Below are 20,910 nucleotides of genomic sequence, written 5' to 3' on the forward strand. Positions count from 1 at the left end.
AGAAATTTACCAAGCAGGAAAAAAGGCAAAGAAACCCTAGGGTAGCTAGTATTCAAATTCTCCCTTGTCAATTTGACGTTTTTTGCTGTCTTAAACGCTTTGTAAGCGCGTTTCGGCTTATATAGGTAAAAACCCAGAAATTTTTAAAGACATGCGATGCACGTAGTGCGAAAAATTAAATATGAGACGCCAAATACCCTAAGTTTTTTGTCATTAACCTGCACAGATCGCGAAGATAAATAAATAGCTTCAGTTTCATGATAAAGGGGCTGACGGAGTTTGTCAAGGAAGTTTTTTCGTTTCTATGAGCTACTTGGATGACGAGAAAGGAGCACTTACATATTTATGGCAACCTCATTACCTACGCTCAAAAAGTTTTTCAATATCACTGAGTTTCATTTCTATATAAGTTGGTCTTCCGTGGTTGCATTGCCCGGAATATGGGGTTTTTTCCATTTGTCTCAGCAGCTCATTCATTTCATCTAACCTCATTTTTCTACCCGCTCTAATTGATCCATGACAAGCGATAGTGGCCAATATTTTGTTCACTTTATCTTCTACTGGCAATGTATCTTCTATTTCCGTTAATCTATCAATTATGTTAATTAGCATCTCTTTCACATCTATTGTGCCCAAGATTGCAGGGATTTCTTTTACTATCACTTTATTCTCTGATTTGATTTCAATATCAAAACCCATTTCAAATAACTTATCTTTATAGATTTCAATCATCTCCATTCCAGCCTGATCTTTAATTTCAACCGTTTCAGGAAGAAGCAGTTTTTGTCTTTTTATACTTGATTTTTGTTTTAAGCATTCATATACTAGTCTTTCATGGGCTGCATGCTGATCGACTATAATCAATTTGTCCCTTACCTCTGCAATAATATAAGTATTATAGACCTGACAGCGTGCAAACCCGAGCGGGTGGCTCTCTATCAAATCAACTTGCTCTAACACCTTTTTTTCCAGAACCATAGTCTCCGCTTGTGATGGAAATTTCTGTATGCCGGTATAATCAAACGATTTTGACTGTTCTGATAAGCCTTTTGCTTTTTCATTTGGAGAAGCAAATTCTTTTATTAGTTGATTTTTAAAAGGACTTGGTCTTTTTTCATAAAATTCTTTTTGAACATTAGGTTTATCAAAAGGATCCGGCAATGTTGAATCCATTTTCTGGTCATGCGCTGGAAAAGTGCCTATCCTTCTTGACAATGCTTTAATTAATCCTCTTGTCATTATCTCATATATGAGCTTCTTATTCTGAAACCTTACTTCTGACTTATTTGGATGCACATTTACATCTACTTGATCATAAGGTATCTCTAAATGTAACGCTGCAAAAGGATACCTATCGCTTGGAATAAAATCATGATATGCATACCTAACTGCGCCAATAAGTAGATTATCTTTGATTGGCCTTCCATTAACAAACGTATAGATCTGAGTGGACTTACCACGATTGACGGTCGGCTTACAGATGTGTCCCGTAAGTTTAATGTCGTCTTCTTCTTCATTGATCTCCAAAGAATTGCCCTGAAATTCTTCTTCTACTTCACACAATCTATGAAATAACGAAGTCTGCTTAGCGTATTTTAAGAGCTTTTTATTACCTGAAGTGAGAGTAAACCCTATATGATAGTTAATCATTGCTAGGTTGTTTACAATATCAACAATGCTTTGAGTTTCTGCTCTTTCGGTTTTTAGAAATTTTAGTCTATTTGGAGTGGCAAAAAACAAATCTCGTACTTCAATATGTGTCCCTTGTGATAAAGGGTAAGGAGTTAGCTCCCCTATTTTCTCTCCACCCTCATAACTTATAGACCATGCTTCATTTGCTTCTCTTGCCTTAGACGATAATTTTATCCTACTTACTGCTGCTATTGAAGGCAGAGCTTCTCCTCTAAAGCCAAGATGCTTGATTTCTATTAATTCACTATCGCTCAATTTTGAAGTAGCATGGCGCATAAACGCAAGTTCTAAATCGTTTTTTTCTACTCCGTTACCATCATCTGTCACAATAATAAGGTTACGCCCACCACTTTCTATTTTGATCTCTATTTCTAAACTTCCAGCATCTATTGCATTTTCCACTAATTCCTTTACTACACTTGCTGGCCTTTCTATCACCTCCCCCGCTGCTATACGGTTTATGGTTTTTGTGTCTAAAAGAGTTATTGCCATAGATTTATTATGAAACTGGTTTTTCTTTTACTTCTTTGGTCTGTTTCTCTCTCCACTTTTTTAACCTACCTGCAATTTCACTGTTGGAAATTGACAATATAGATATGGCAGTAATGGCAGCATTATATGCTCCATTTTCTCCTATAGACATGGTTGCAACTGGGACACCCTTTGGCATTTGAACTATAGAGAGTAGACTGTCCAGCCCATTTAATTGTTTACTATGCACAGGAACGCCGATAACTGGTAAACAAGTTAGTGACGCAACCATACCAGGTAAATGAGCTGCACCTCCTGCACCAGCTATAATAACCTTAAAACCTTCTTCTTGTGCAGATTTAGCAAAATTGAAGAGCCTTTCTGGTGTTCTATGTGCAGATATTATGAATATATCATGTGAAACTTCTAATGCTTTTAACATATCAACAGTATGGACCATAGTGGTGTAATCTGACTCACTTCCCATAATAACAGCAACATCTTTTTTTATTTTTGTCATATTCAACACAATTTTACTTACTAACTAAATAATGTTCCAGCTAAAAAGCAACAAATATTTAAATTATATTATAAATATAATATATAGAATTCTTGTTAAAATAGAAATTTTAAAAATTTAAATAAATATCTATGTTAAGATATAGAGATATAAACTTCTTATGTAAGATAAATTTATAAAATAATTATTTTTGTATTTCAAGCTTTGTAATCTTAGCTTGTTCTTTCTATAAATGGTTTTTTCAGATAGACTGATGGTAAAATGGTAATTTAAAATTACTAGAAATTTGATAAAAATATTAATATATAATCAACTTAAAGTTTTAAATATTGATATCATATAATTATTGACAAGTTACATGATATTAATATCTTGGTATATTAAATATTATGTTATAATATTTAATAAAGTTAATTGATATGTGAGTGTAAGAATTATGGAAATAATATCGTTAAATAACTTAGACAGTGCAGGAATAAAAACAAAGTTGCTTTATATAATAAATAAAATTATAGAAAAAAATGCTTGGACTCAGGCTTTTGCAGCTGAGAAACTTGGTATTGATCAGCCAAAGGTATCGCAAATTAAAAATGGTAAAATAGATGGTTTTTCTTTAGAGCGATTGTTAGGATTTCTAAAAAAACTTGATCATGAGATAACAATCACGATGACAGAAAGCCAAGAAATAAAATCTGAGGCAGAAAAAGTAAAACATGAAGTTGAATCGCAATAGATACAAAATTGACAACTTGTTTTTTGTGATATAGTATAAAATTTATTAAGGTAGTATCTTATGGCTGAGTCTATTGTAGAAAAGTGTATAGAACGGGTAAGTAACCGTTTCAAATTGGTTCTGTTGGCAAGTCAAAGAACACATGATTTAAATACAGGGGCAAGTAATCCAATTCAAGCAGCTAAGTTTAAAGGTCATAAAAATACCATAGTTTCCTTACATGAAATAGCAGGAAAACAGGTGGATACTCATGAGCTGTTTAGCCTTTTGGTAGGTAGATGCAAGGAATACATGAAAGGAAATATGAATAATGTTTACAGCAGTAATACAAGTAAGCTAGCGAATTTATTAAATTTTTCTGATAACACAGATCTTGATGTAAGTCAAGAAAGCCAAGATTATGAAGTGGATGGTGAAATAGATGATGAAATAAATGATCAAGATGGCGATGAAGAAGTATCCGTTTAGAAATCTACTGAAGTTACATAGTCTTTAAATGATTTGCATTGCTATCTATACACTGTTGTTCTGTATGAGTGTAATGTTGTGTTGCATAGTGTCTAAGTCAAATGATGTGTACAATAAGGTTTTAGCGTTCAATAATTTCTCAACGCAAGTAGTTGTACTTATAACAGCAATATCAATCATTCTGAATAATTTTTTTTTAATTGATATAGCATTGTTGTATGCTAGCGTTAGCTTTATATCAACTATAGCACTAATGAGATTAATGTTGTTTTGATAATTTATGATAGGATCCATTTTCATATTTTTAGGTATTTGTTTGATAATTATTTCAAATATAGGGGTGATCAGATTTCCTGATTTCTATACTAGGTTACATGCAGCAGGTATTACAGATTCTAGCGGTGCAACGTTATTGTTAATTGGTTTTGCTTTGCAGAATGGATTTTCAATCAATACTGTTAAAATAGTATTATTAATTTTTATAATATGGGTAGCTAACTCAACTAATAGCTATATTTTAGCGCGCACTCATTATAAAGTTAAGAAAAAAACTGTTAAAGAAGGCTAAGGTGTTAGAAATATTAAATGTAGTGTTACTTTTGTTGTTACTAACAGTTACGGTTTTTATAGTTTTCTCGCGACATTTAGTCGTAAGTGCTGTTCTAATGTGTGTATTTAGTTCACTGATTGCGCTTATATACTTAATTATGAATGCACCTGATGTTGCAATTACTGAAGCTTCTGTTGGTGCGGGGCTCAGTACAGTTTTTACGTTTGCAGCACTCTCCTTGATAAAGAATCATAAAGTAAATCTATCTCATAACCCTATAACGCTTTTTTTTATGTTATTTCTGGCTGTATGTTTGTCATATTTTATGATTCAATTGCCAGATTTTGGCAGCCACAATGCTCCGATCCACTTGCATGTTGCTCCTTATTATGTGGAAAATACCGAAAAAGCTACCGGTATTCCTAATATAGTGACAGCTATTTTGGCAAGCTTTCGTGGTTATGACACGTTTGGAGAAACTATAGTAGTTTTTACTGCTGCGCTTTGTATAACGTTGATATTAAAAGAAGAAAAAGAAAATGATTAAAGATCCGATATTAAATGCAGTAACATTTTTGATGATACCTTTTATCATTTTATTTGGTTTATACATACAATTTCACGGTGATTACACTCCGGGTGGAGGTTTTCAAGCAGGAATAATTATTGCCTCCGGGATAATATTATATTCAATGCTATTTGGTGTATCTACAACTCTAAAAGCAATACCTTATTCTGTGATTAGATTGACTAACGTGTTAGGTATTTTAATTTATGGAGGAACGGGCGTTGCAACAACTTTACTTGGCCAAAATTTTTTATCTTATGATATCTTGTTAACCAATAATAGAACCGGTCAAAAATTAGGTATTTTTTTGGTGGAATTAGGTGTAGCATTTACTGTCTGCTCCTCTATGTTAATTATATATATAAATTTTGCTCGTAGGAAAAAACAATGACTTTATATAATTATACGATTATTATTGTATTAATGGTGCTAGGTTTATATATTATTATAAACGATAAAAATTTAATCAAGAAAATGATAGGGGTAAGCGTCTTCCAAGCATCTGTTTTGCTATTTTACATATCTCTAGGATATATAAAAAGTTCCTTGCCTCCTATATTGGTTTCAAATTTTTATTCATATAGCAATCCTATACCCCATGTTTTAATGCTTACTGCTATAGTGGTTGGAATTGCAACATTTTCAGTTGGATTATCCATAGCAGTAAAAATGGAAGAAAAGTATGGAACAATCGATTAAGACAAGTGTACATAAATTAACAGTATCTTAAACTATATGAAGTAACAAATAGCCACAAGTTAAAAGTAAAATTATAGACTTGCTCGTTGTAAGTTTGTTTGTTAATAAGAAATAAAATTATAAACTATAAAGGTAATGATGTCAACTATTAATGATGCAGAAGATAAGAAAAAAATTATCAAAGATCTGGTAACTAAGAGTATAAAAAAGGGTGGTTTTATCACCTTTGATGATATAAATGATAAATTATCAGATGAAAATTTTTCGTCTGACTTTATAGATGATGCTATATCTTTATTGCAGGATTCCGGAATTAATGTGCTTGAAAGTAGCGAAGATGAAGAAGATATTCCTTCCAACAGTGATGATAGTAAACTTGATGATGATGACACATCGCCAAATGTTACTGCAACTTTAGTACAAAATGATGATCCAGTGAGGATTTATTTACAAGACATGAGCTCCGTAAAGCTTTTATCAAGGGCAGATGAAATCGAGATAGCAAAAAAAATTGAATCTGAAAAGCATAACATGTTACGTGCAATAATTGAAACATCAGTAACATTAAAGGTGATAAAAGTATGGCGTGATGATTTAAGTAATGGAGCTCTCTTACTGAGAGAAATTATAGATCTGGATGCAATTTATAACTCTGATTTTAATGTGGTACCCAAAGAAGAAAGTGAAGAGAGTGAAGAAAGTGCTGAAGATGTTGAGGATTCTGAGGATGTTTCTGAAGATGCTGAGTACTGTAGTGATGATGAGAAAGATAGTAAAAAAAGTGATGATGAGAAAGACGGTAATAATGAAGATATAAGTTCAGTCAATTTAAATGTTTCTATTCTTGAAATGGAAAGTGACTTATTGCCAAAGGTCATAGTTGCATTGGATGAGATAATTACTTTAACAAATGAAGCGTTGATATTAAGAAAAAATTCTAAAAATTTCTCTAATGAGCTAGAAAATTTGTATAATCAAATATGGTCTATAGCATTACAAATTAAGTTAAGTGATGCTGCTGTTGCCAGAATTACACAAGAACTTTATAAGATAAATAGATCCATTACGCTTGAAGAGGCTAATCTTATTGCTGAGGCTAGAAAATACGATATCGATAGAGAAAGTTTCTATAAAGTTTATGATGACGTGCTTTTAAAGCACGAATTGAAAAAGATAAGTCTTTTAAAGATCAATGAAAATCAGTCCTCTTTTACAGGTGAATTAAAAAACAAATTTTTAAGGTTTATAGACGATAACTCTGAACATATAGCTAGTACCTTGAACGGTATTAAGCAGCATATACAGGAAGATAACGTACAAGAATTTAAGGAGCTAATCAAGAGAATACAAAAACACGAACGAGAAGTCTCTGAAGCAAAGCAAGAAATGATTAAGGCTAACTTAAGGCTAGTAGTTTCCATTGCTAAGAAGTATTCAAAAAGAGGCCTTGATCTGCTTGATTTGATACAAGAAGGCAATATTGGTCTTATGAAGGCCGTGGATAAGTTTGATTACAAACGTGGATATAAATTTTCAACTTATGGCACTTGGTGGGTAAGACAATCAATCACTAGAGCAATACCTGAGCAGTCTAAAGTAGTTAGAATACCAGTTCATATGGTGGAAATTATCAGTAAAATCAACAGAGCATTAAGAAAGATGACTCATGAGATGGGAAGAGAGCCGACGTTAGAGGAATTGAGTGTAGAACTGACAATGCCACTGGAAAGAATACGCAAAGTTATGAAAATAGCAAGGGATCCAGTAAGTCTTGAAGCTCCAACAGGAAAAGATGATAGTAGTACCTTTGGTGATTGTATAGAAGACAAGCGAGTCTCCAGGCCAGAGGATGCTGCAATACTTGCTGACTTGCGTGGCATTACAACCAATGTTCTTGCAACTTTAACACCAAAGGAAGAAAGAATTTTAAGAATGCGTTTTGGCCTTGGTAAAGATGGGAAGGAACATACCTTAGAAGAAGTAGGAAAAATTTTTAATGTAACACGTGAGAGAATTAGGCAAATAGAGGCAAAAGCACTGCGCAAGTTGAAACATCCAAGCCGTGCTAGAAAACTTAGAGGGTTCTTTTAAGTATACGTGTCAAGTTAAGAAGAAGCTGATTTTGTCCGGAAAAAGTGGAGAGCAAGTTAGGCCAAAGTTGTATAATTTCACCGCTATTTTTCTTTTTCTATGAATCTAATGAAACAACATGCTAATCTACGGTAAATATTATGACAAACAAAAATGACAATTCTAATTCAAAGTATAGAAATTTTTATGTTCTGGGTGATAGCTTATCCGATAATGGCGCAATCATTGGAATTTTAAATAATTTATCCTTTGCAAAAAGCGTAAAATTTGATGATCCTTTTTATCAAGGAAGATCTTTTAGCAATGGCCCTACTGCTGTTGAATATATAGCAAAATATTTAGATTTAGATGAATTTAAACCTGGGTGGAGTTATTCATTTTTTGGGAGATGCCACGAACAGCAAGGTCAGAATTACGCAGTTTCATATGCAACAGCATCTGAAATTTTTGACCCTATTTTTTCTTATTTCTTCAATAAATTTCGTTTAGCTAACCAGCTAGATGCGGTAATTAAACATCATCCAGATATAGGTAAAGAAGATTTATTTTGCATCATAATCGGCGGAAATGATGTTATGGTTGCCACTGCTTATGACGATACTAAAGCGGAAGAAGTGTTGGAACAAGCAGTGAGTGAAATATGTAATGCACTTAAGGTTCTAAATGAACATGGTGTTAAGCATGTAGTTGTTGCAAATGCACCTGAAGTTGGCTCAATACCAGCTTTTAATAGAGATGAAGAAGCAAGGGAACTAGCTACAAAGCTCACGGAGAGTTTCAATGCAAAACTGGCTAAAGGCTTAGATTATATGAAGAAAAGTACAAATCTTGAAATAAAAGCATTTGATCTTAACTCTAAAATGAGAAGTATGTTTAGCGAATACAAGAGCAAAGGTTTAAATTGTCAAGATGCATGCACATCGAACATTGCAGACCAAGTTGGGAGATTTAAAGAAAATATAAAAATACTCTTAAAGTTGATATTTAAAGGGGAACTTGACGTTCACTATAACCCTGGGTGTAGCAAAGAAACACTAAAGGATTATTTCTTTTTTGATTATTTCCATCCAACTGCGGAACTTCATCATGAAGTTGGTAATGAAGTGTATGAGTTGATTTGACACAGTTTTTTGAACATATCCTTTTAAATAGTAACCAGACTGCATTCTGTGATTTTTAGCAAAACACGATCTTCCATTTGAGCTTTCTTCAATTTAAAATAAATACAGAAAATTGCTGCCTATAGCTAAACTGACTTAGATTTACCGATAATTTGAAAAACCGTCATCCCGCTACTATAGCATTTCTCATAATAGTCCGAATAGGTCATAGGAAGGCAGAATCAACAGCACGACGAAAGGATTCGAATAGAGGAATGTTTTTCCTGGCTCTGTTTTTTATAGCAAACCAATGATGCTCAATTTTGTTAAAATCTGGAGAATAAGGCGGCAGATACAAAATTTCTGCACCGACTCCTTTAGCGAGCTTGATAAGCTTATCAGACTTATGAAAAGTAGCATTATCAAGAATGACAGTTTGTCCAGGTTCTAAGATCGGTGCCAAAAATTGCTCAAACCATCCATTAAAAATATCCATATTACAGTGGCCTTCAAATGTTAATGGAGCAACTATCTTTCTTCTACTTAAGGCTGCAACCATGCTGATTCGTTGAGTTTTTTTTCCAGATTTTAGGGCATAAAATCGCTGTCCTTTCTGGCAATACCCATATGGATAGTCCTCCGTGTTATCAATCCCAGACTCATCTATATACACTAAGTTTTCTGGTTCTTTTGTTGCTATAATTTTTAAGAATTCAGCACGTTTTTCTTCGTTCCTTTCCTTGTATCCATATGTCTTTTTTTGCGCGTAAATCCAATTTTTCTGAGAGCTCGGTGGATCGTTTGGATACTAACGTTGCCCCAAAGTTTAGCCATTTCCGACAGAGTTTTTCTACCGTGTTTTTTAGCAAATTCGATAAACTTATTCCAGTCGATAATTTTCTGATTGTAACCTCCATTACCGAGTTTTTTTGACTGAAAGTCGCCTGTTTCTTTTTTTCTTTGCTGCCACTCCCACAAAGTAGTTCGTCCAATTTTAAATCTTGCTGCCACTGCTTCTCTGCTTTCCCCTTCGTCTAGTGCTTCCATTGCTTTTTTTCTTAAATCATAACTATATGCTGCCGGCATCCAACCTCCTTATCGCCATCTATCCTTAATCTTATCATATCCGGACTTCTGTGGAAAGAGCTATATATAGTTATTGATATATATTTTCTTTTAAGCTCTTGGTTTTGATCGATAAATGTAATCATTTCATCTTCTAAAGTTTTAATTTGATTACGTAAAATTGCAAGAAGTTCCTCTATTTGTTTGATTATAGATGTATCAGTTACCTGTTGGATTTGGGTTTTTTGTATTTTTGCTATTTCTACAAGTTGGTTTCTACGAGATAATTTTTGTTTCAAGCAATCAATATTACCATTACTAACTGTTAAAGGAGTAACACGCATATCTGTATTATTAATATAACGTGAGATGATACTGCAGTCTATTTTATCAGTTTTTGTAGTAATACCAAGGCTTTTAGCATAGTCTCTCCCACCTTGGTTGAATGACGTACACCTCAAAACCATTGCTTAGTAAAGTATAGGCACATAATTTTTCGTATCCACCAGTTGCCTCAAGACCAATTTTGGTTACATTATGCAAACGTAAAAAGTCCAGCATTTCATCAATGGATTGTACATTGTTTTCAAATATTTTATAATGCTCAAGTGGGTGAATGTGGAGATCTAATTTACTTTTGCTAACATCAATGCCAGCAATAATGTTTGATGAATTCATAATTCCTCCGTAATAATAACATATACTGCATTTTCCAGCCTTATATACGAGCCTAAAAGCTCAATCAGTTGTTCGGAACTTTCAGTATAATAAACCAGAGAAGAGAACCTTGCTGAACAACGATTCTTATAATCAAGGGGCGTGACGATCCCTCTTCTCTGTGTGTCTTTAATCTCACTACTTTGATATTTATAAAGACTTGTTCTTAACATATAAGGGAAGTGTCCTCTAGGTGAGATTGTGGAGCATTCGTTGCAGCATTTGGCTGTTCAATTACGCTAGTTGATTCTTTAGGTATACTATTTCCTTCAAAATTTCCATCTTTTTATTATGTTCTCTTTAGCATTTTGAGAGTGAATTATTCTAGTTTTGATATTTAAACGTTTTGTATCTGCTGTAATGATTTCACTTCCAGTTTGCTATTCTTTACATATTGAATTGCAAGCACTAACGCTTTACTTCCGGAAGCTGTGGTGCTGTAAGCTATATTTTGCAAAATAGCAGTTCTCCTGATATCTTTGCTGTCTGAGACTGACTTTACACCTTTTGAAGTATTAATCACTAGATTTATTTTTCCATCTTTGAGCATATCAACTATGTGGGGTCTGCCTTCTCTTACTTTATTTACAGCTTGTGCAGCAATGCCGTTATTGTTCAGATACGAAGCTGTGCCTTTGGTGGCATATATTTCAAAACTCAGTTCTTTCAACATTCGTGCAACTGGCAATATATACTTTTTATCATCATCTTTTACTGAAACCAGAGCTGTTCCTTCTGTTGGTAACTTGTATTCTGCAGCCATGTGCGTTTTTGCAAGTGCAGCTTCAAATGATGAGTCAATTCCCATCACTTCTCCTGTTGATTTCATTTCAGGACCAAGTAAAGTATCAACTCCTGCAAAGCGGGTAAATGGAAAAACAGCAGCTTTAACTGCAAAATGATTGAAAGGCTTGTTTTCCTGATTCAATTTTTTACCCAAAATAACCTGAGTGGCAAGCTTTGCAATAGGAATATTTATTACCTTGGAAATAAAAGGAACGGTTCGACTAGCCCTTAAATTCACTTCAAGTATGTATACATCACTAGACCTCTTGCATAACTCGATTTCTGAAGGCAATTTTGTCGTCAAAGCTTGTCTGCGCTCCTCAAATACATTCGAGTATTCTGTGGTGCTCATCTGCACTTTTCCTAAAGATTTCTCATCACAAACAGGTTCTGCAAGAGGTCTATTCTCTTGAACAGCAAACTGAATGTTTATCAGACCTTTCACTTTTAATGCTAATGCTATTCTCTCAGTTTGGAGCTCGATCTCTTTTATTACTTCGTCACTCAATGTATTTGTCGGTATTGAGCATGTTGAATCACCAGAGTGGATACCAGCTTCTTCAATATGCTCCATGACCGCTGCAATGAAAACTTTTTCCCCATCACATACAGCATCAACGTCAACCTCAACTGCATTGACTAAAAATTTATCAAGAAGCAGCGAACCATGCTCAAAGATTTTAGTTTGATCTAAGACGTACTCTTTAAAGCTCTGAGTATCGTGTCTAATCGACATAGACTGACCGCCGAGGACATATGATGGCCTGACTACTAGTGGAAACCCCACCTTTTCTGCGTTGGTTAACGCTTCTTCTACTGAATGGCAGATAGAATTTTCAGGTTGTTTTAAATTAAGTTGCAAAGCAAGGTTTTTAAACCTCATGCGATCTTCTGCAAGGTCAATAGAATCAAACGAAGTTCCCAAAATTTTGAAACCTCTCTCGTTAAGCACTTTGGCTAACTTTAAAGGTGTTTGACCACCTATTTGAACTATTACACCAACCAGTGTGCCATTTTCTTGCTCTTTACTTAGTATTTCAAGCACATCCTCTGCAATGAGTGGTGCAAAATATAAACGATCAGCGGTATCGTAGTCAGTTGAGACAGTTTCGGGATTACAGTTGATCATTATTGTTTCATACCCCATTTCTTTGGCGGCAGAAGCTGCATGTACGCATGCATAATCAAACTCAATACCTTGACCAATGCGATTTGGACCACTTCCTAAAATGACAACCTTTTCTCGGTCAGAAATATTCGCCTCACATTCCGTTTTATTTTCAACATCACCCTCATAGCAGCCATACATATAAGCAGTGCTCGATTCAAATTCAGCTGCACAGGTGTCTACGCGTTTATAAACTTGTTTAATGCCAAATTTTTTTCTTATTTCTTCGATTTGTTTTACTCGATCTCCAGCGTATAACGCTGGCTGGATCCCAGTGTCACGCACTGGGATGACATTAGAGGGTACTGGGATGACAGAGGTAGGTCTATTACTTAACTTTGCCAATCTTGCATCTGAAAATCCCATTTTTTTCATCTCTAACATTTCGTACGCAGTTCCAGGAAATCCATTTTCCTTGATTTTTTGTTCAGTTAATATAATTTGCTGTATATTTTGCAGAAACCATAAGTCATATCCTGTAATCGAATTTATTTCTTCTATGCTAATTCCGTGGCGCATTGCGTCAGCAGCAATCAGTAATCTGTTTGGTAGCAATTTTGCTAATTGAGATTTTACGTGATCAATATCAATGTTCTCAGGAAATACTTCATCAAGTCCTGTAAGATCAGTTTCAAGTGAACGAAAAGCTTTCTGCAGTGACTCATTAAAAGTGCGGCCTATAGACATTACTTCTCCCACTGATTTCATGGAGGTTGATAGTTCACAATTCGTTCCTTTAAATTTCTCAAACTCAAATCGAGGAATTTTAGTGACGATATAATCAATCACTGGTTCGAATGCTGCTGGTATTATTGGAGCACAGTCATTACGTATTTCGTCGAGCGAATAGCCAATAGCAAGTTTAGTTACAACTTTTGCAATAGGATAGCCTGTTGCTTTCGAAGCAAGTGCAGAAGAGCGAGAAACCCTTGGATTCATCTCAATCACAACGAGGCTTCCATCTTCTTTAGGATTCACTGCAAATTGAACATTTGCACCACCGGCACTAACATCAATTTCTCTCAGCACTGCTATAGATGCATTTCTCATCTGTTGGTATTCTACGTCACGCAGAGTCAAAGCAGGAGCAACAGTTATGCTATCCCCAGTGTGCACTCCCATCGGATCAACATTTTCTATCGAACAGACTATTATGCAGTTATCTTTACAATCGCGGATAACTTCCATTTCATATTCTTTCCAGCCGATAATTGATTCATCTATCTGAACTTCATTTATTGGCGAAATTTTGAGAGCACTTTCTGCGATATTGAAAAACTCCTCTTTATTATATGCTATGCCGCTACCTGCACCACCAAGGGTGAATGACGAGCGGATGATTGCTGGTAATCCAATGTAATCCAAAGCCTTTCTTATTTGTTCTTGATTTTTTATAATGATACTTTTGGGGTATTTTAGCCCTATTTTATCCATGGACTGACGGAATAACTCTCTATCCTCTGCTTTTTTTATTGCTTCTCTATTTACCCCTATTAATTCTACGTTGTATTTGTCTAACACTCCATCATCTGCAAGTTTTATTGCACAATTGAGCGCTGTTTGCCCGCCCATTGTTGGCAATATTGCGTCTGGCCTCTCCTTAATTATAATTTTCTCTATGATTTCAGGCAGCACCGGCTCAATATAAGTTGCATCAGAAAACTCAGGATCTGTCATTATAGTTGCGGGGTTGGAGTTAACTAAAATGACTTTATAACCTTCACTTTTTAATACTTTACAGCTTTGCGTTCCGGAATAATCAAACTCGCATGCCTGACCTATAACTATTGGGCCTGCTCCTATTACTAATATAGATTCTATATCTGTGCGTTTCGGCATAATTACAATAACGGTCTCTATTCAAGTAATGTTACCAATCTTTCCTGTATATGTGAATTTTTATTAAACCTATTAGCTAATTACTTTTAGGCTTGACGCATAACTGTACGAACATTGCAATTTGCGTGGCAGATTCCAGTGCTTGACACACAGCTGTACAAACATTCATTTTTGAAGGTAAATTGCACAGCAAATGATGTCATTCAAGTAGCTGACACTGGTTCCTTTATGACGGCAGTGCCCAGAGGTGTCATCCCAGTCTGGGATCCAGAAAACTTAACTTTAAATAAGTGGCTGCATAATAAAGACTAGATTCCAGACTGGAATGACACCATAGAGGCACTGGGATGACATCCTTCCTAGTGGAGATTACTCTCAAATCACAATGTTCATACAGTTGTGGGCTTAACGGTATCTTTGCAGATACTATGGTAATTTATTCGGGAGATTTGCTGAGCGGTAAGATTTTTCCTGATATGCTGCAGTCTTCAGAAGCTAATTCCACAAATTTATCTGTTAGTTTATCAGGTGACACCAATTCAGATCCAGGAAATGCCTGCTCACTACCCACAGGTCCTTCCGTGTATACAGCATTTACACATAATTTTGTATGTTTTGTCTCAGATGCATATATCTGCACCATTATTTCTAGTGCAACTTTACTTGCAGCATACGGCATCCAATATGGATAAGAGGAAGGAGAAAGTGTCACTTCTGAGGTCATGAATATCGCTCTTCCAGCATTAGACTTTTTTAGCATTGGATCTAAGTTTTTTAGTAAGTACCAATTGGCAGTAAAATTTGTATTCATTACGTTCTGTAGCTCTTCAATCTCACAGTCATGAATGGGGTTCAGTTTGCCTAAAATTCCAGCACACGCAACTAATATATCAAGTGCTCCAGATTCTGATAATTTCAGGCTTTCTATCATGTTTGTCAGTATCTTTACATTCTCAAAGTCTAAAAGATCAAGCTGAATTAGTTTCACAGAGCCTTCTTTAAATTCTTCAAGCTCTTCAATTTCATTATATAGTGGCTTGAGATTATCAAGAGATCTTGAAATCAGAATCACACATGCACCTTCTCTTATAAACCTTTTTGCAACAGCAGAGCCTACTCCACCTGAAGCTCCGGTGATTAAAGCTACTTTACCTTCTAACTTACCCATTTCTTTCTCCTTAGCGAGATCCATTGAAATATTTTAGCTGAAAATTGAATTTTGCTCCATATATAAAAATCAAACTTAGCATATAAAAAAATAGTAATGACACTACCACACCACCTAAACTTCCATATATCAAATCCAGTTGGTCAAAGGAAGCTTTTAAGTATTGCTTAAAAGCTGAAGCAGAAATCGTCCAAAGAATAACAGCTACACAAGATCCAGGAAATACGTCTGATAAATTTTGTTTTATGTTTGGCAACATAAAATATAGCCAAGAGACTACTGTGAAAAGTACAAATTCAATGAGTAGGTATTTAGTGTAACTTAGTCCATGATAGGAAAAATCAATTAGCATTGGCACTAATGTAGAGAACACTATAGTTAGAGTTATAATAAGCGTGATTACTAAAAATTGTAATATACTTAGTACTCTTCTGAATATATAAGGCGGCGAAACCGGAACTTTATAGGCCTTATTGAGTATTGTTCTAAGCCCTTCAATTGTCGATGAAGCGGTCCAAACAGCACCTACAATTGCTAAAGTTAGTAAGCTTTGCGGCGGGCCTGATATTATCTCTCTGATACGCGGCATCAAAGATGATAAAATATCCTGTGGCATGTTATCAATGATAAATACCCAGCCAATGTTGTACTGGTCTAAAAAATTTGCGAATGTTGACGCCACAGCCATTAAAACGATGAGAAAAGGAAATATTGATAACAGAATTAAAAATGATAAATACCCTGCATGCTCCACTCCATCATTATAAATCGTGTCAATCAAAGCACGATAAAGACAATAAACAATACCGTAAAATTTCTGTAGCATGTAATATAAACGAACCAAGAAAAGTATTCTAAATGAAATAAAGGATACTTTTAAGCAAAAAATCCTCACCATTTACTTAAATTTAATCAAAGGGATAGATAATTTAACATAGAACAGGAATTATAGGAGGCGTAATGAAAAAATTTCTTCTACTTGTGGCTTTAATTCTCTCCTTTGCGTTTGATGCAAATACTAATGAGCTAGATGCAACGTCAGCAGTGATATGCAAAATAATGAGCTATACTCACGGCATAGGTGGACCGATGATTACGATAGTGATAATAGGTGCAGCTTTGCTTGCGATATTCGGTAGAATGCCGTGGCCAGCACTTTTTGCACTCGGTGCATTTACTGCTGTGTTTTTTGGTGCTCCTGCCGTTGTTTCAAAAATAGCACCAACTACAGCAAGTAAGTGCGAGACGTGTGATGCTGGGAAAACATTGAAACCTGATGCAGATGGAAAATATACTTGTCAGTGAAAAGCATTGAGTAAATGGTACTTACTGCATCATTTACTCAAATTTAATCAAAATGATAGATAATCCAGCGTTAAATAGAAATTATCGGAGGCATAATGAAAAAATTTCTTCTACTTGTGGCTATAATTCTCTCCTTCGCATTTGATGCGCGTGCTGATGAAACGTCAACAGTGATATGCAAAATAGTACAATATACCCAAGGTATAGGCGGGCCGATGATCACGATAGTGATAATAGGTGCAGCATTGCTTGCGATATTTGGGAGAATGCCGTGGCCAGCGCTTTTTGCACTCGGTGCATTTACTGCCGTGTTCTTTGGTGCTCCTGCAGTTGTTTCAAAAATAACACCAGATGGTACGTTTTGTCAGAATGGTGCGATTGCTTGCCCTACTGGTAAAACGTTGACTAATGGTAAATGTACATAATAGGTATCACAGCCTCAAAGAAATTTTAAGTAAATGATACTTCTTGTATCATTTACTTAAATTTAATCAATGCGATAGACAATACAGCGTTAAATAGAAATTATCGGAGGCGTAATGAAAAATTTTCTTCTACTTGTGGCGTTAATTCTCTCCTTTGCGTTTGATGCGCGTGCTGATCTAGATGCAACATCAGCAGTGATATGCAAAATAATGAGCTATACTCACGGCATAGGTGGACCGATGATCACAATAGTGATAATAGGTGCAGCATTGCTCGCGATATTTGGGAGAATGCCGTGGCCAGCGCTTTTTGCGCTCGGTGCGTTTACTGCTGTGTTTTTTGGTGCTCCCGCAGTTGTTTCAAAAATAGCACCAGATACAGCAAGCAAGTGCGTGCCGTGTACGGGTACTAAAACATTAAAAGAGGATCCTGCGGGATCAGGAATTTATAAGTGTGGTTAAAAAGTATTAGGTAAATGATGCTTCTTGTATCATTTACTTAAATTTAACTAAAGTGAAGTAGTGTAAAGTAAAAATTATCGGAGGCGTAATGAAAAATTTTCTTCTACTTGTAGCTTTAATTCTCTCCTTCGCATTTGATGCACATGCTGATGCAACATCAGGAGTGATATGCAAAATAGTAAGCTATACTCATGGTCTAGGCGGACCGATGATCACAATAGTAATAATAGGTGCAGCTTTGCTTGCAATATTTGGCAGGATGCCATGGCCAGCGCTTTTTGCACTCGGTGCATTTACTGCTGTATTTTTTGGCGCTCCTGCAGTTGTAAAGGCAATAACAGGAAAAGAGACGACTTGCACCCAAGCAGGATGTACCTCTGCCGCTAATGGAGGAACTTGGGATCCAACTAAGAAAGAATGTACCCTTCCATAAACCTGTACTGAAGTTCTCTTTATGTTTTCACTTGAAAGTGGTCAAGCTGACCATCAACTATGTTTTTTAAAATTTTTTGAATTTAGTCTCATTTGTTGATAATTTTGTATTTTTATTCAATTGAAAAATGTCTTTTGGTAACAAAGATCCTAGTTTATACAGAAAGAAATTTATATCAAACAGCAACCACTGCTTAGATTTTATGGTTAACGAATATGTGCTTTAAATGTGTGTAGACGCACATATCCGTTAACCTATTTTCTATGCAGATTTTTTTTTATTTCATATTAATTGCTTCTTTAAGTCTTGCATTGGCAATTACTATGATTTTTCGCATTAGAGCTGTTATAGCTACCATCTTCTTTTTACCTCTACCAATAAGATCAGAATAAAAAGCACCAAGTGCAGATTTAGATCTTGCAGCAGCCATAGCAGCTGTGAAAAGCTTTGCACGAACATTGCTTCTACCACCTGTTATCCTTCGGTAACCAATAGTTTTACCGCTTTCTTTTGGATGTGGAGCAACTCCAGCAAGACTTGCAACTTCTTTTTTGTTTAGGTGGCCAAGTTCTGGCATTAGACACACAAAAACTTGTGATAACTTGAGACCTATTCCTGGCACTGTTCTCAAGATTTTTTGACGCTTTTGTAACTCTGGATTTTTATCAATAATTCTTTGTATGGCATCGTTGAACTCATTTATCTGACTGGTAAAAAAGTCTATTGTTTTTTGGCAACTTTCCTTTATATAGTCGTTTTCAGGTGCTGCAAGCCTACATTTCTCTTGAGTTCTCATTTGCGTAATGTCATCACGACGTTGACAGAGTGCAACTAAGGCGGTTTGTTCTTTTGACATAGGCACAAATAGAGATAGAGCACTATAGCGTTCAAAACCATATTGAGCAAGGGCTCTTGCATCTGATTGATCTGTCTTTGCTAAAGTTCCATGTGATATGATAAAACTTTTTACTTTACGAGTATTAGCTCGATGTACAGCAACATTCTTATCAACAAGAAAATGTGCTAAGCCAAGCTCATATTTTCCAGTGTTTTCTAAAGTTACTAGAGAATTAGGTAGGATATCTGAAAATTTTTGAAACAACTGTTGCCAACCAGTAGCATCATTGTCAAACTTGATAGCGCTCCTTTGGTTATAAGCTGCAGCAACATTTTTAAATTTTCCGATATCAATGCCAATGAAATTTTGATAAGATGTAATCATAATAAATAACCTCGATAGTTTAATTAATTTAAGATTGTAAACGGGTGCATACATATGTCCCATGCAACTATTCAAACGTATCGAGAGATGGGGCTAGTTTACCTTGATGGCTACGGTTGTAATACCAACTTTCATTCGGTCGCACACGCCCGTGATAGCCCTATTCCTATAGTGAGTAGGGTTATCTTTCCCTCTTATCTCTTTTATATCACATTTTTAACTTACAACTTTCAACAGTCGATGATGTGCAGAATAAAAAATTAGACTGCTCCATGCAAAACAAGCTTAGAACTACATAAATGTAGCAACTTAAAAGTACATATTGTATAATGCTTATTCTTAAGTTAAGAGGTAATTTATGGATTTAAGTAAAATAACAGCAGGACCAAATGCGGTGAATGTGGTAATTGAAATAAGTGCAAATGCTGAGCCTGTAAAGTATGAATTTAATAAAGAGCTTGGGTTGTTACAAGTTGACAGATTTTTATCTACCTCAATGACTTATCCTTGCAATTATGGATTTATACCAAATACCTGCGCAGGTGATGGTGACCCTGTGGATGTTTTGGTGCTAACTCAATTTCCCTTAGCATCTAGTGTTTTAATATCGGTGCGTCCAATAGGCGCATTACTCACTAAAGATGAAAAAGGAGAAGATGAGAAAATATTAGCAGTGCCTGTTTCCAGTGTTGATAGCTATTATGACAATATAAAGGACTATTCTGACTTATCTAAAAGCCTACTAGATAAAATTACTCATTTCTTTTCTCATTATAAAGATCTGGAAAAGGGAAAAACGGTAGCAGTTGGAGAATGGGTTGGTGTGGAAGAAGCAAAGAAAATCATTGAAAAAAGCAGAAATTAGTTTTTATTGATTTATAGCTAAAGTGGCTTAGGTTTGCCCACAATTTGAAAAACAACAAATTCGTCATTCCGCTACTTGTTAGCGGAATCTATACCGCGCACAACTGTACGAACATTGCAATATGGCACATAGTAAACGATGTCATTCCAGTGCGTGGCACTGGGATCCAGACTTTCCGTAAAAACGTTATATTTTAACATAACACTTATATGCTCACCAACTTAGTGCTAATCAAAATCCTGGATCCCAGTGTCTGGGCACTGGGATGACAAGAAAGGGAGCACTGGAATTTTTGTTTCAGCATTAGCCATGCATCTGAACAGATACAAATATTGCAATTAAAAGCATTAGACAGGCGGTAGAGGTCTTGGTATTATATAATCTTTAGGTTCTAAATTTGGAAGGGTGGCCGAGCGGCTGAAGGCGGCGGTTTGCTAAACCGTTATACGACCCAAAAGTCGTATCGAGGGTTCGAATCCCTCTCCTTCCGTATACTGTTTTTAGCACGGTTTAAATTCGCTATATTAGCATGTTTTTAGCCTATTTACCAGCGTACCTGATTT

The 20,910-nt window shown here is 35.4% G+C and carries 24 protein-coding genes and 1 tRNA gene; 16 read left to right on the top strand and 9 right to left on the bottom strand.

What is annotated here, in order from left to right:
- Nucleotides 1-357: 357 nt before the first annotated feature.
- Entirely contained in the window at nucleotides 358-2,184 is a 1,827-nt protein-coding gene (mutL, locus tag AAGD90_RS01185; RefSeq protein WP_341821995.1) for a DNA mismatch repair endonuclease MutL, read from the bottom strand.
- A gap of 7 nt (nucleotides 2,185-2,191) precedes the next feature.
- Nucleotides 2,192-2,683, bottom strand: a complete 492-nt coding sequence (gene purE / locus AAGD90_RS01190; RefSeq protein ID WP_341821996.1) for a 5-(carboxyamino)imidazole ribonucleotide mutase — start codon at nucleotides 2,681-2,683, stop codon at nucleotides 2,192-2,194.
- 436 nt (nucleotides 2,684-3,119) lie between these two features.
- Between purE and AAGD90_RS01195 the strand changes: the two genes are divergently transcribed.
- The 9 genes from AAGD90_RS01195 (at nucleotide 3,120) to AAGD90_RS01235 (ending at nucleotide 8,913) form a co-directional block, all read left to right on the top strand.
- Nucleotides 3,120-3,416, top strand: coding sequence for a helix-turn-helix domain-containing protein (locus tag AAGD90_RS01195; protein WP_010081926.1), 297 nt, complete (start codon nucleotides 3,120-3,122; stop codon nucleotides 3,414-3,416).
- Nucleotides 3,417-3,476: 60 nt separating this feature from the next.
- Nucleotides 3,477-3,884, top strand: a complete 408-nt coding sequence (rpoZ, locus tag AAGD90_RS01200; protein ID WP_264705819.1) for a DNA-directed RNA polymerase subunit omega — start codon at nucleotides 3,477-3,479, stop codon at nucleotides 3,882-3,884.
- A 28-nt stretch (nucleotides 3,885-3,912) separates the two neighbouring features.
- Complete coding sequence (locus tag AAGD90_RS01205) at nucleotides 3,913-4,158, top strand: monovalent cation/H+ antiporter complex subunit F (protein ID WP_007548527.1); 246 nt, start codon at nucleotides 3,913-3,915, stop codon at nucleotides 4,156-4,158.
- 6 nt (nucleotides 4,159-4,164) lie between these two features.
- Complete coding sequence (mnhG, locus tag AAGD90_RS01210) at nucleotides 4,165-4,452, top strand: monovalent cation/H(+) antiporter subunit G (RefSeq protein WP_006279703.1); 288 nt, start codon at nucleotides 4,165-4,167, stop codon at nucleotides 4,450-4,452.
- Nucleotide 4,453: 1 nt separating this feature from the next.
- Nucleotides 4,454-4,981 carry a DUF4040 domain-containing protein gene (locus AAGD90_RS01215; RefSeq protein ID WP_015589497.1) on the top strand — a complete coding sequence of 176 codons (528 nt, stop codon included), beginning with the start codon at nucleotides 4,454-4,456 and terminating at the stop codon, nucleotides 4,979-4,981.
- Nucleotides 4,974-5,393 carry a Na(+)/H(+) antiporter subunit B gene (locus AAGD90_RS01220; RefSeq protein ID WP_006279705.1) on the top strand — a complete coding sequence of 140 codons (420 nt, stop codon included), beginning with the start codon at nucleotides 4,974-4,976 and terminating at the stop codon, nucleotides 5,391-5,393. The genes AAGD90_RS01215 and AAGD90_RS01220 overlap by 8 nt, the downstream gene beginning before the upstream one ends.
- Complete coding sequence (locus AAGD90_RS01225; RefSeq protein WP_006279706.1) at nucleotides 5,390-5,701, top strand: cation:proton antiporter subunit C; 312 nt, start codon at nucleotides 5,390-5,392, stop codon at nucleotides 5,699-5,701. Before AAGD90_RS01220 ends, AAGD90_RS01225 begins: the two co-directional genes overlap by 4 nt.
- Nucleotides 5,702-5,839: 138 nt before the next feature.
- Nucleotides 5,840-7,792 carry an RNA polymerase sigma factor RpoD gene (gene rpoD / locus AAGD90_RS01230; RefSeq protein ID WP_012673419.1) on the top strand — a complete coding sequence of 651 codons (1,953 nt, stop codon included), beginning with the start codon at nucleotides 5,840-5,842 and terminating at the stop codon, nucleotides 7,790-7,792.
- 140 nt (nucleotides 7,793-7,932) lie between these two features.
- Nucleotides 7,933-8,913, top strand: coding sequence for an SGNH/GDSL hydrolase family protein (locus AAGD90_RS01235; RefSeq protein ID WP_010082050.1), 981 nt, complete (start codon nucleotides 7,933-7,935; stop codon nucleotides 8,911-8,913).
- Nucleotides 8,914-9,118: 205 nt separating this feature from the next.
- Here AAGD90_RS01235 and AAGD90_RS01240 read toward each other — a convergent pair.
- From AAGD90_RS01240 to carB, 4 genes are all read right to left on the bottom strand, one after another.
- Nucleotides 9,119-9,978, bottom strand: a protein-coding gene (locus AAGD90_RS01240) for an IS630 family transposase (protein WP_156518142.1) whose coding sequence is annotated in 2 segments (ribosomal slippage) — nucleotides 9,119-9,654 and nucleotides 9,654-9,978 — 861 coding nt in all. Because the reading frame shifts where the segments join, the coding sequence is not laid out codon by codon here.
- Nucleotides 9,951-10,301: a hypothetical protein gene (locus AAGD90_RS01245; protein ID WP_341821997.1), complete on the bottom strand. Its 351-nt coding sequence runs from the start codon at nucleotides 10,299-10,301 to the stop codon at nucleotides 9,951-9,953. The genes AAGD90_RS01240 and AAGD90_RS01245 overlap by 28 nt, the downstream gene beginning before the upstream one ends.
- Before the next feature lie 73 nt (nucleotides 10,302-10,374).
- Nucleotides 10,375-10,635 (bottom strand): IS110 family transposase, encoded by a 261-nt coding sequence (locus tag AAGD90_RS01250; RefSeq protein WP_010082049.1) that lies wholly within the window; start codon nucleotides 10,633-10,635, stop codon nucleotides 10,375-10,377.
- A gap of 376 nt (nucleotides 10,636-11,011) precedes the next feature.
- Nucleotides 11,012-14,467 (bottom strand): carbamoyl-phosphate synthase large subunit, encoded by a 3,456-nt coding sequence (gene carB, locus AAGD90_RS01255; RefSeq protein WP_341821998.1) that lies wholly within the window; start codon nucleotides 14,465-14,467, stop codon nucleotides 11,012-11,014.
- Between the two features lie 138 nt (nucleotides 14,468-14,605).
- On the opposite strand from carB, the gene AAGD90_RS01260 reads away from it, so the two are divergent.
- Nucleotides 14,606-14,779, top strand: a complete 174-nt coding sequence (locus tag AAGD90_RS01260) for a hypothetical protein (RefSeq protein WP_167471214.1) — start codon at nucleotides 14,606-14,608, stop codon at nucleotides 14,777-14,779.
- Nucleotides 14,780-14,903: 124 nt separating this feature from the next.
- On the opposite strand, the gene AAGD90_RS01265 is transcribed toward AAGD90_RS01260, so the two are convergent.
- Complete coding sequence (locus tag AAGD90_RS01265; protein ID WP_012673418.1) at nucleotides 14,904-15,659, bottom strand: SDR family oxidoreductase; 756 nt, start codon at nucleotides 15,657-15,659, stop codon at nucleotides 14,904-14,906.
- Nucleotides 15,646-16,461 (bottom strand): YihY/virulence factor BrkB family protein, encoded by an 816-nt coding sequence (locus AAGD90_RS01270; RefSeq protein WP_341821999.1) that lies wholly within the window; start codon nucleotides 16,459-16,461, stop codon nucleotides 15,646-15,648. Before AAGD90_RS01270 ends, AAGD90_RS01265 begins: the two co-directional genes overlap by 14 nt.
- Before the next feature lie 134 nt (nucleotides 16,462-16,595).
- On the opposite strand from AAGD90_RS01270, the gene AAGD90_RS01275 reads away from it, so the two are divergent.
- The 4 genes from AAGD90_RS01275 (at nucleotide 16,596) to AAGD90_RS01290 (ending at nucleotide 18,260) form a co-directional block, all read left to right on the top strand.
- Entirely contained in the window at nucleotides 16,596-16,940 is a 345-nt protein-coding gene (locus AAGD90_RS01275) for a TrbC/VirB2 family protein (protein ID WP_209473268.1), read from the top strand.
- A 95-nt stretch (nucleotides 16,941-17,035) separates the two neighbouring features.
- Complete coding sequence (locus AAGD90_RS01280; protein WP_209473270.1) at nucleotides 17,036-17,365, top strand: TrbC/VirB2 family protein; 330 nt, start codon at nucleotides 17,036-17,038, stop codon at nucleotides 17,363-17,365.
- 114 nt (nucleotides 17,366-17,479) lie between these two features.
- The gene (locus tag AAGD90_RS01285; protein ID WP_341822000.1) at nucleotides 17,480-17,827 is read left to right on the top strand and encodes a TrbC/VirB2 family protein; all 348 of its coding nucleotides are present in this window, start codon (nucleotides 17,480-17,482) and stop codon (nucleotides 17,825-17,827) included.
- Nucleotides 17,828-17,915: 88 nt separating this feature from the next.
- A complete protein-coding gene (locus AAGD90_RS01290) occupies nucleotides 17,916-18,260 on the top strand; it encodes a TrbC/VirB2 family protein (RefSeq protein WP_264329606.1) in 345 nt (114 codons plus the stop codon).
- Between the two features lie 277 nt (nucleotides 18,261-18,537).
- Here AAGD90_RS01290 and AAGD90_RS01295 read toward each other — a convergent pair whose 3' ends face one another.
- Nucleotides 18,538-19,482 carry an IS110 family transposase gene (locus AAGD90_RS01295; RefSeq protein ID WP_265022222.1) on the bottom strand — a complete coding sequence of 315 codons (945 nt, stop codon included), beginning with the start codon at nucleotides 19,480-19,482 and terminating at the stop codon, nucleotides 18,538-18,540.
- A gap of 358 nt (nucleotides 19,483-19,840) precedes the next feature.
- Here AAGD90_RS01295 and ppa point away from each other — a divergent pair, with 358 nt between their 5' ends.
- Entirely contained in the window at nucleotides 19,841-20,347 is a 507-nt protein-coding gene (ppa, locus tag AAGD90_RS01300; RefSeq protein ID WP_151807542.1) for an inorganic diphosphatase, read from the top strand.
- A gap of 399 nt (nucleotides 20,348-20,746) precedes the next feature.
- A tRNA-Ser gene (locus AAGD90_RS01305) sits at nucleotides 20,747-20,837 on the top strand.
- Nucleotides 20,838-20,910 lie beyond the last annotated feature (73 nt).

This window comes from Wolbachia endosymbiont (group A) of Ischnus inquisitorius (genome assembly GCF_964026985.1).
GTDB lineage: Bacteria > Pseudomonadota > Alphaproteobacteria > Rickettsiales > Anaplasmataceae > Wolbachia > Wolbachia pipientis.

Bases quoted from the DNA above. Each gene is read 5' to 3' on its own strand.
- mutL (WP_341821995.1), bottom strand. From the start codon at position 2,184: ATGGCAATAACTCTTTTAGACACAAAAACCATAAACCGTATAGCAGCG.
- purE (WP_341821996.1), bottom strand. From the start codon at position 2,683: ATGACAAAAATAAAAAAAGATGTTGCTGTTATTATGGGAAGTGAGTCA.
- AAGD90_RS01195 (WP_010081926.1), top strand. From the start codon at position 3,120: ATGGAAATAATATCGTTAAATAACTTAGACAGTGCAGGAATAAAAACA.
- rpoZ (WP_264705819.1), top strand. From the start codon at position 3,477: ATGGCTGAGTCTATTGTAGAAAAGTGTATAGAACGGGTAAGTAACCGT.
- AAGD90_RS01205 (WP_007548527.1), top strand. From the start codon at position 3,913: ATGATTTGCATTGCTATCTATACACTGTTGTTCTGTATGAGTGTAATG.
- mnhG (WP_006279703.1), top strand. From the start codon at position 4,165: ATGATAGGATCCATTTTCATATTTTTAGGTATTTGTTTGATAATTATT.
- AAGD90_RS01220 (WP_006279705.1), top strand. From the start codon at position 4,974: ATGATTAAAGATCCGATATTAAATGCAGTAACATTTTTGATGATACCT.
- AAGD90_RS01225 (WP_006279706.1), top strand. From the start codon at position 5,390: ATGACTTTATATAATTATACGATTATTATTGTATTAATGGTGCTAGGT.
- rpoD (WP_012673419.1), top strand. From the start codon at position 5,840: ATGTCAACTATTAATGATGCAGAAGATAAGAAAAAAATTATCAAAGAT.
- AAGD90_RS01235 (WP_010082050.1), top strand. From the start codon at position 7,933: ATGACAAACAAAAATGACAATTCTAATTCAAAGTATAGAAATTTTTAT.
- AAGD90_RS01245 (WP_341821997.1), bottom strand. From the start codon at position 10,301: ATGCGTGTTACTCCTTTAACAGTTAGTAATGGTAATATTGATTGCTTG.
- AAGD90_RS01250 (WP_010082049.1), bottom strand. From the start codon at position 10,635: ATGAATTCATCAAACATTATTGCTGGCATTGATGTTAGCAAAAGTAAA.
- carB (WP_341821998.1), bottom strand. From the start codon at position 14,467: ATGCCGAAACGCACAGATATAGAATCTATATTAGTAATAGGAGCAGGC.
- AAGD90_RS01265 (WP_012673418.1), bottom strand. From the start codon at position 15,659: ATGGATCTCGCTAAGGAGAAAGAAATGGGTAAGTTAGAAGGTAAAGTA.
- AAGD90_RS01270 (WP_341821999.1), bottom strand. From the start codon at position 16,461: ATGCTACAGAAATTTTACGGTATTGTTTATTGTCTTTATCGTGCTTTG.
- AAGD90_RS01275 (WP_209473268.1), top strand. From the start codon at position 16,596: ATGAAAAAATTTCTTCTACTTGTGGCTTTAATTCTCTCCTTTGCGTTT.
- AAGD90_RS01280 (WP_209473270.1), top strand. From the start codon at position 17,036: ATGAAAAAATTTCTTCTACTTGTGGCTATAATTCTCTCCTTCGCATTT.
- AAGD90_RS01285 (WP_341822000.1), top strand. From the start codon at position 17,480: ATGAAAAATTTTCTTCTACTTGTGGCGTTAATTCTCTCCTTTGCGTTT.
- AAGD90_RS01290 (WP_264329606.1), top strand. From the start codon at position 17,916: ATGAAAAATTTTCTTCTACTTGTAGCTTTAATTCTCTCCTTCGCATTT.
- AAGD90_RS01295 (WP_265022222.1), bottom strand. From the start codon at position 19,482: ATGATTACATCTTATCAAAATTTCATTGGCATTGATATCGGAAAATTT.
- ppa (WP_151807542.1), top strand. From the start codon at position 19,841: ATGGATTTAAGTAAAATAACAGCAGGACCAAATGCGGTGAATGTGGTA.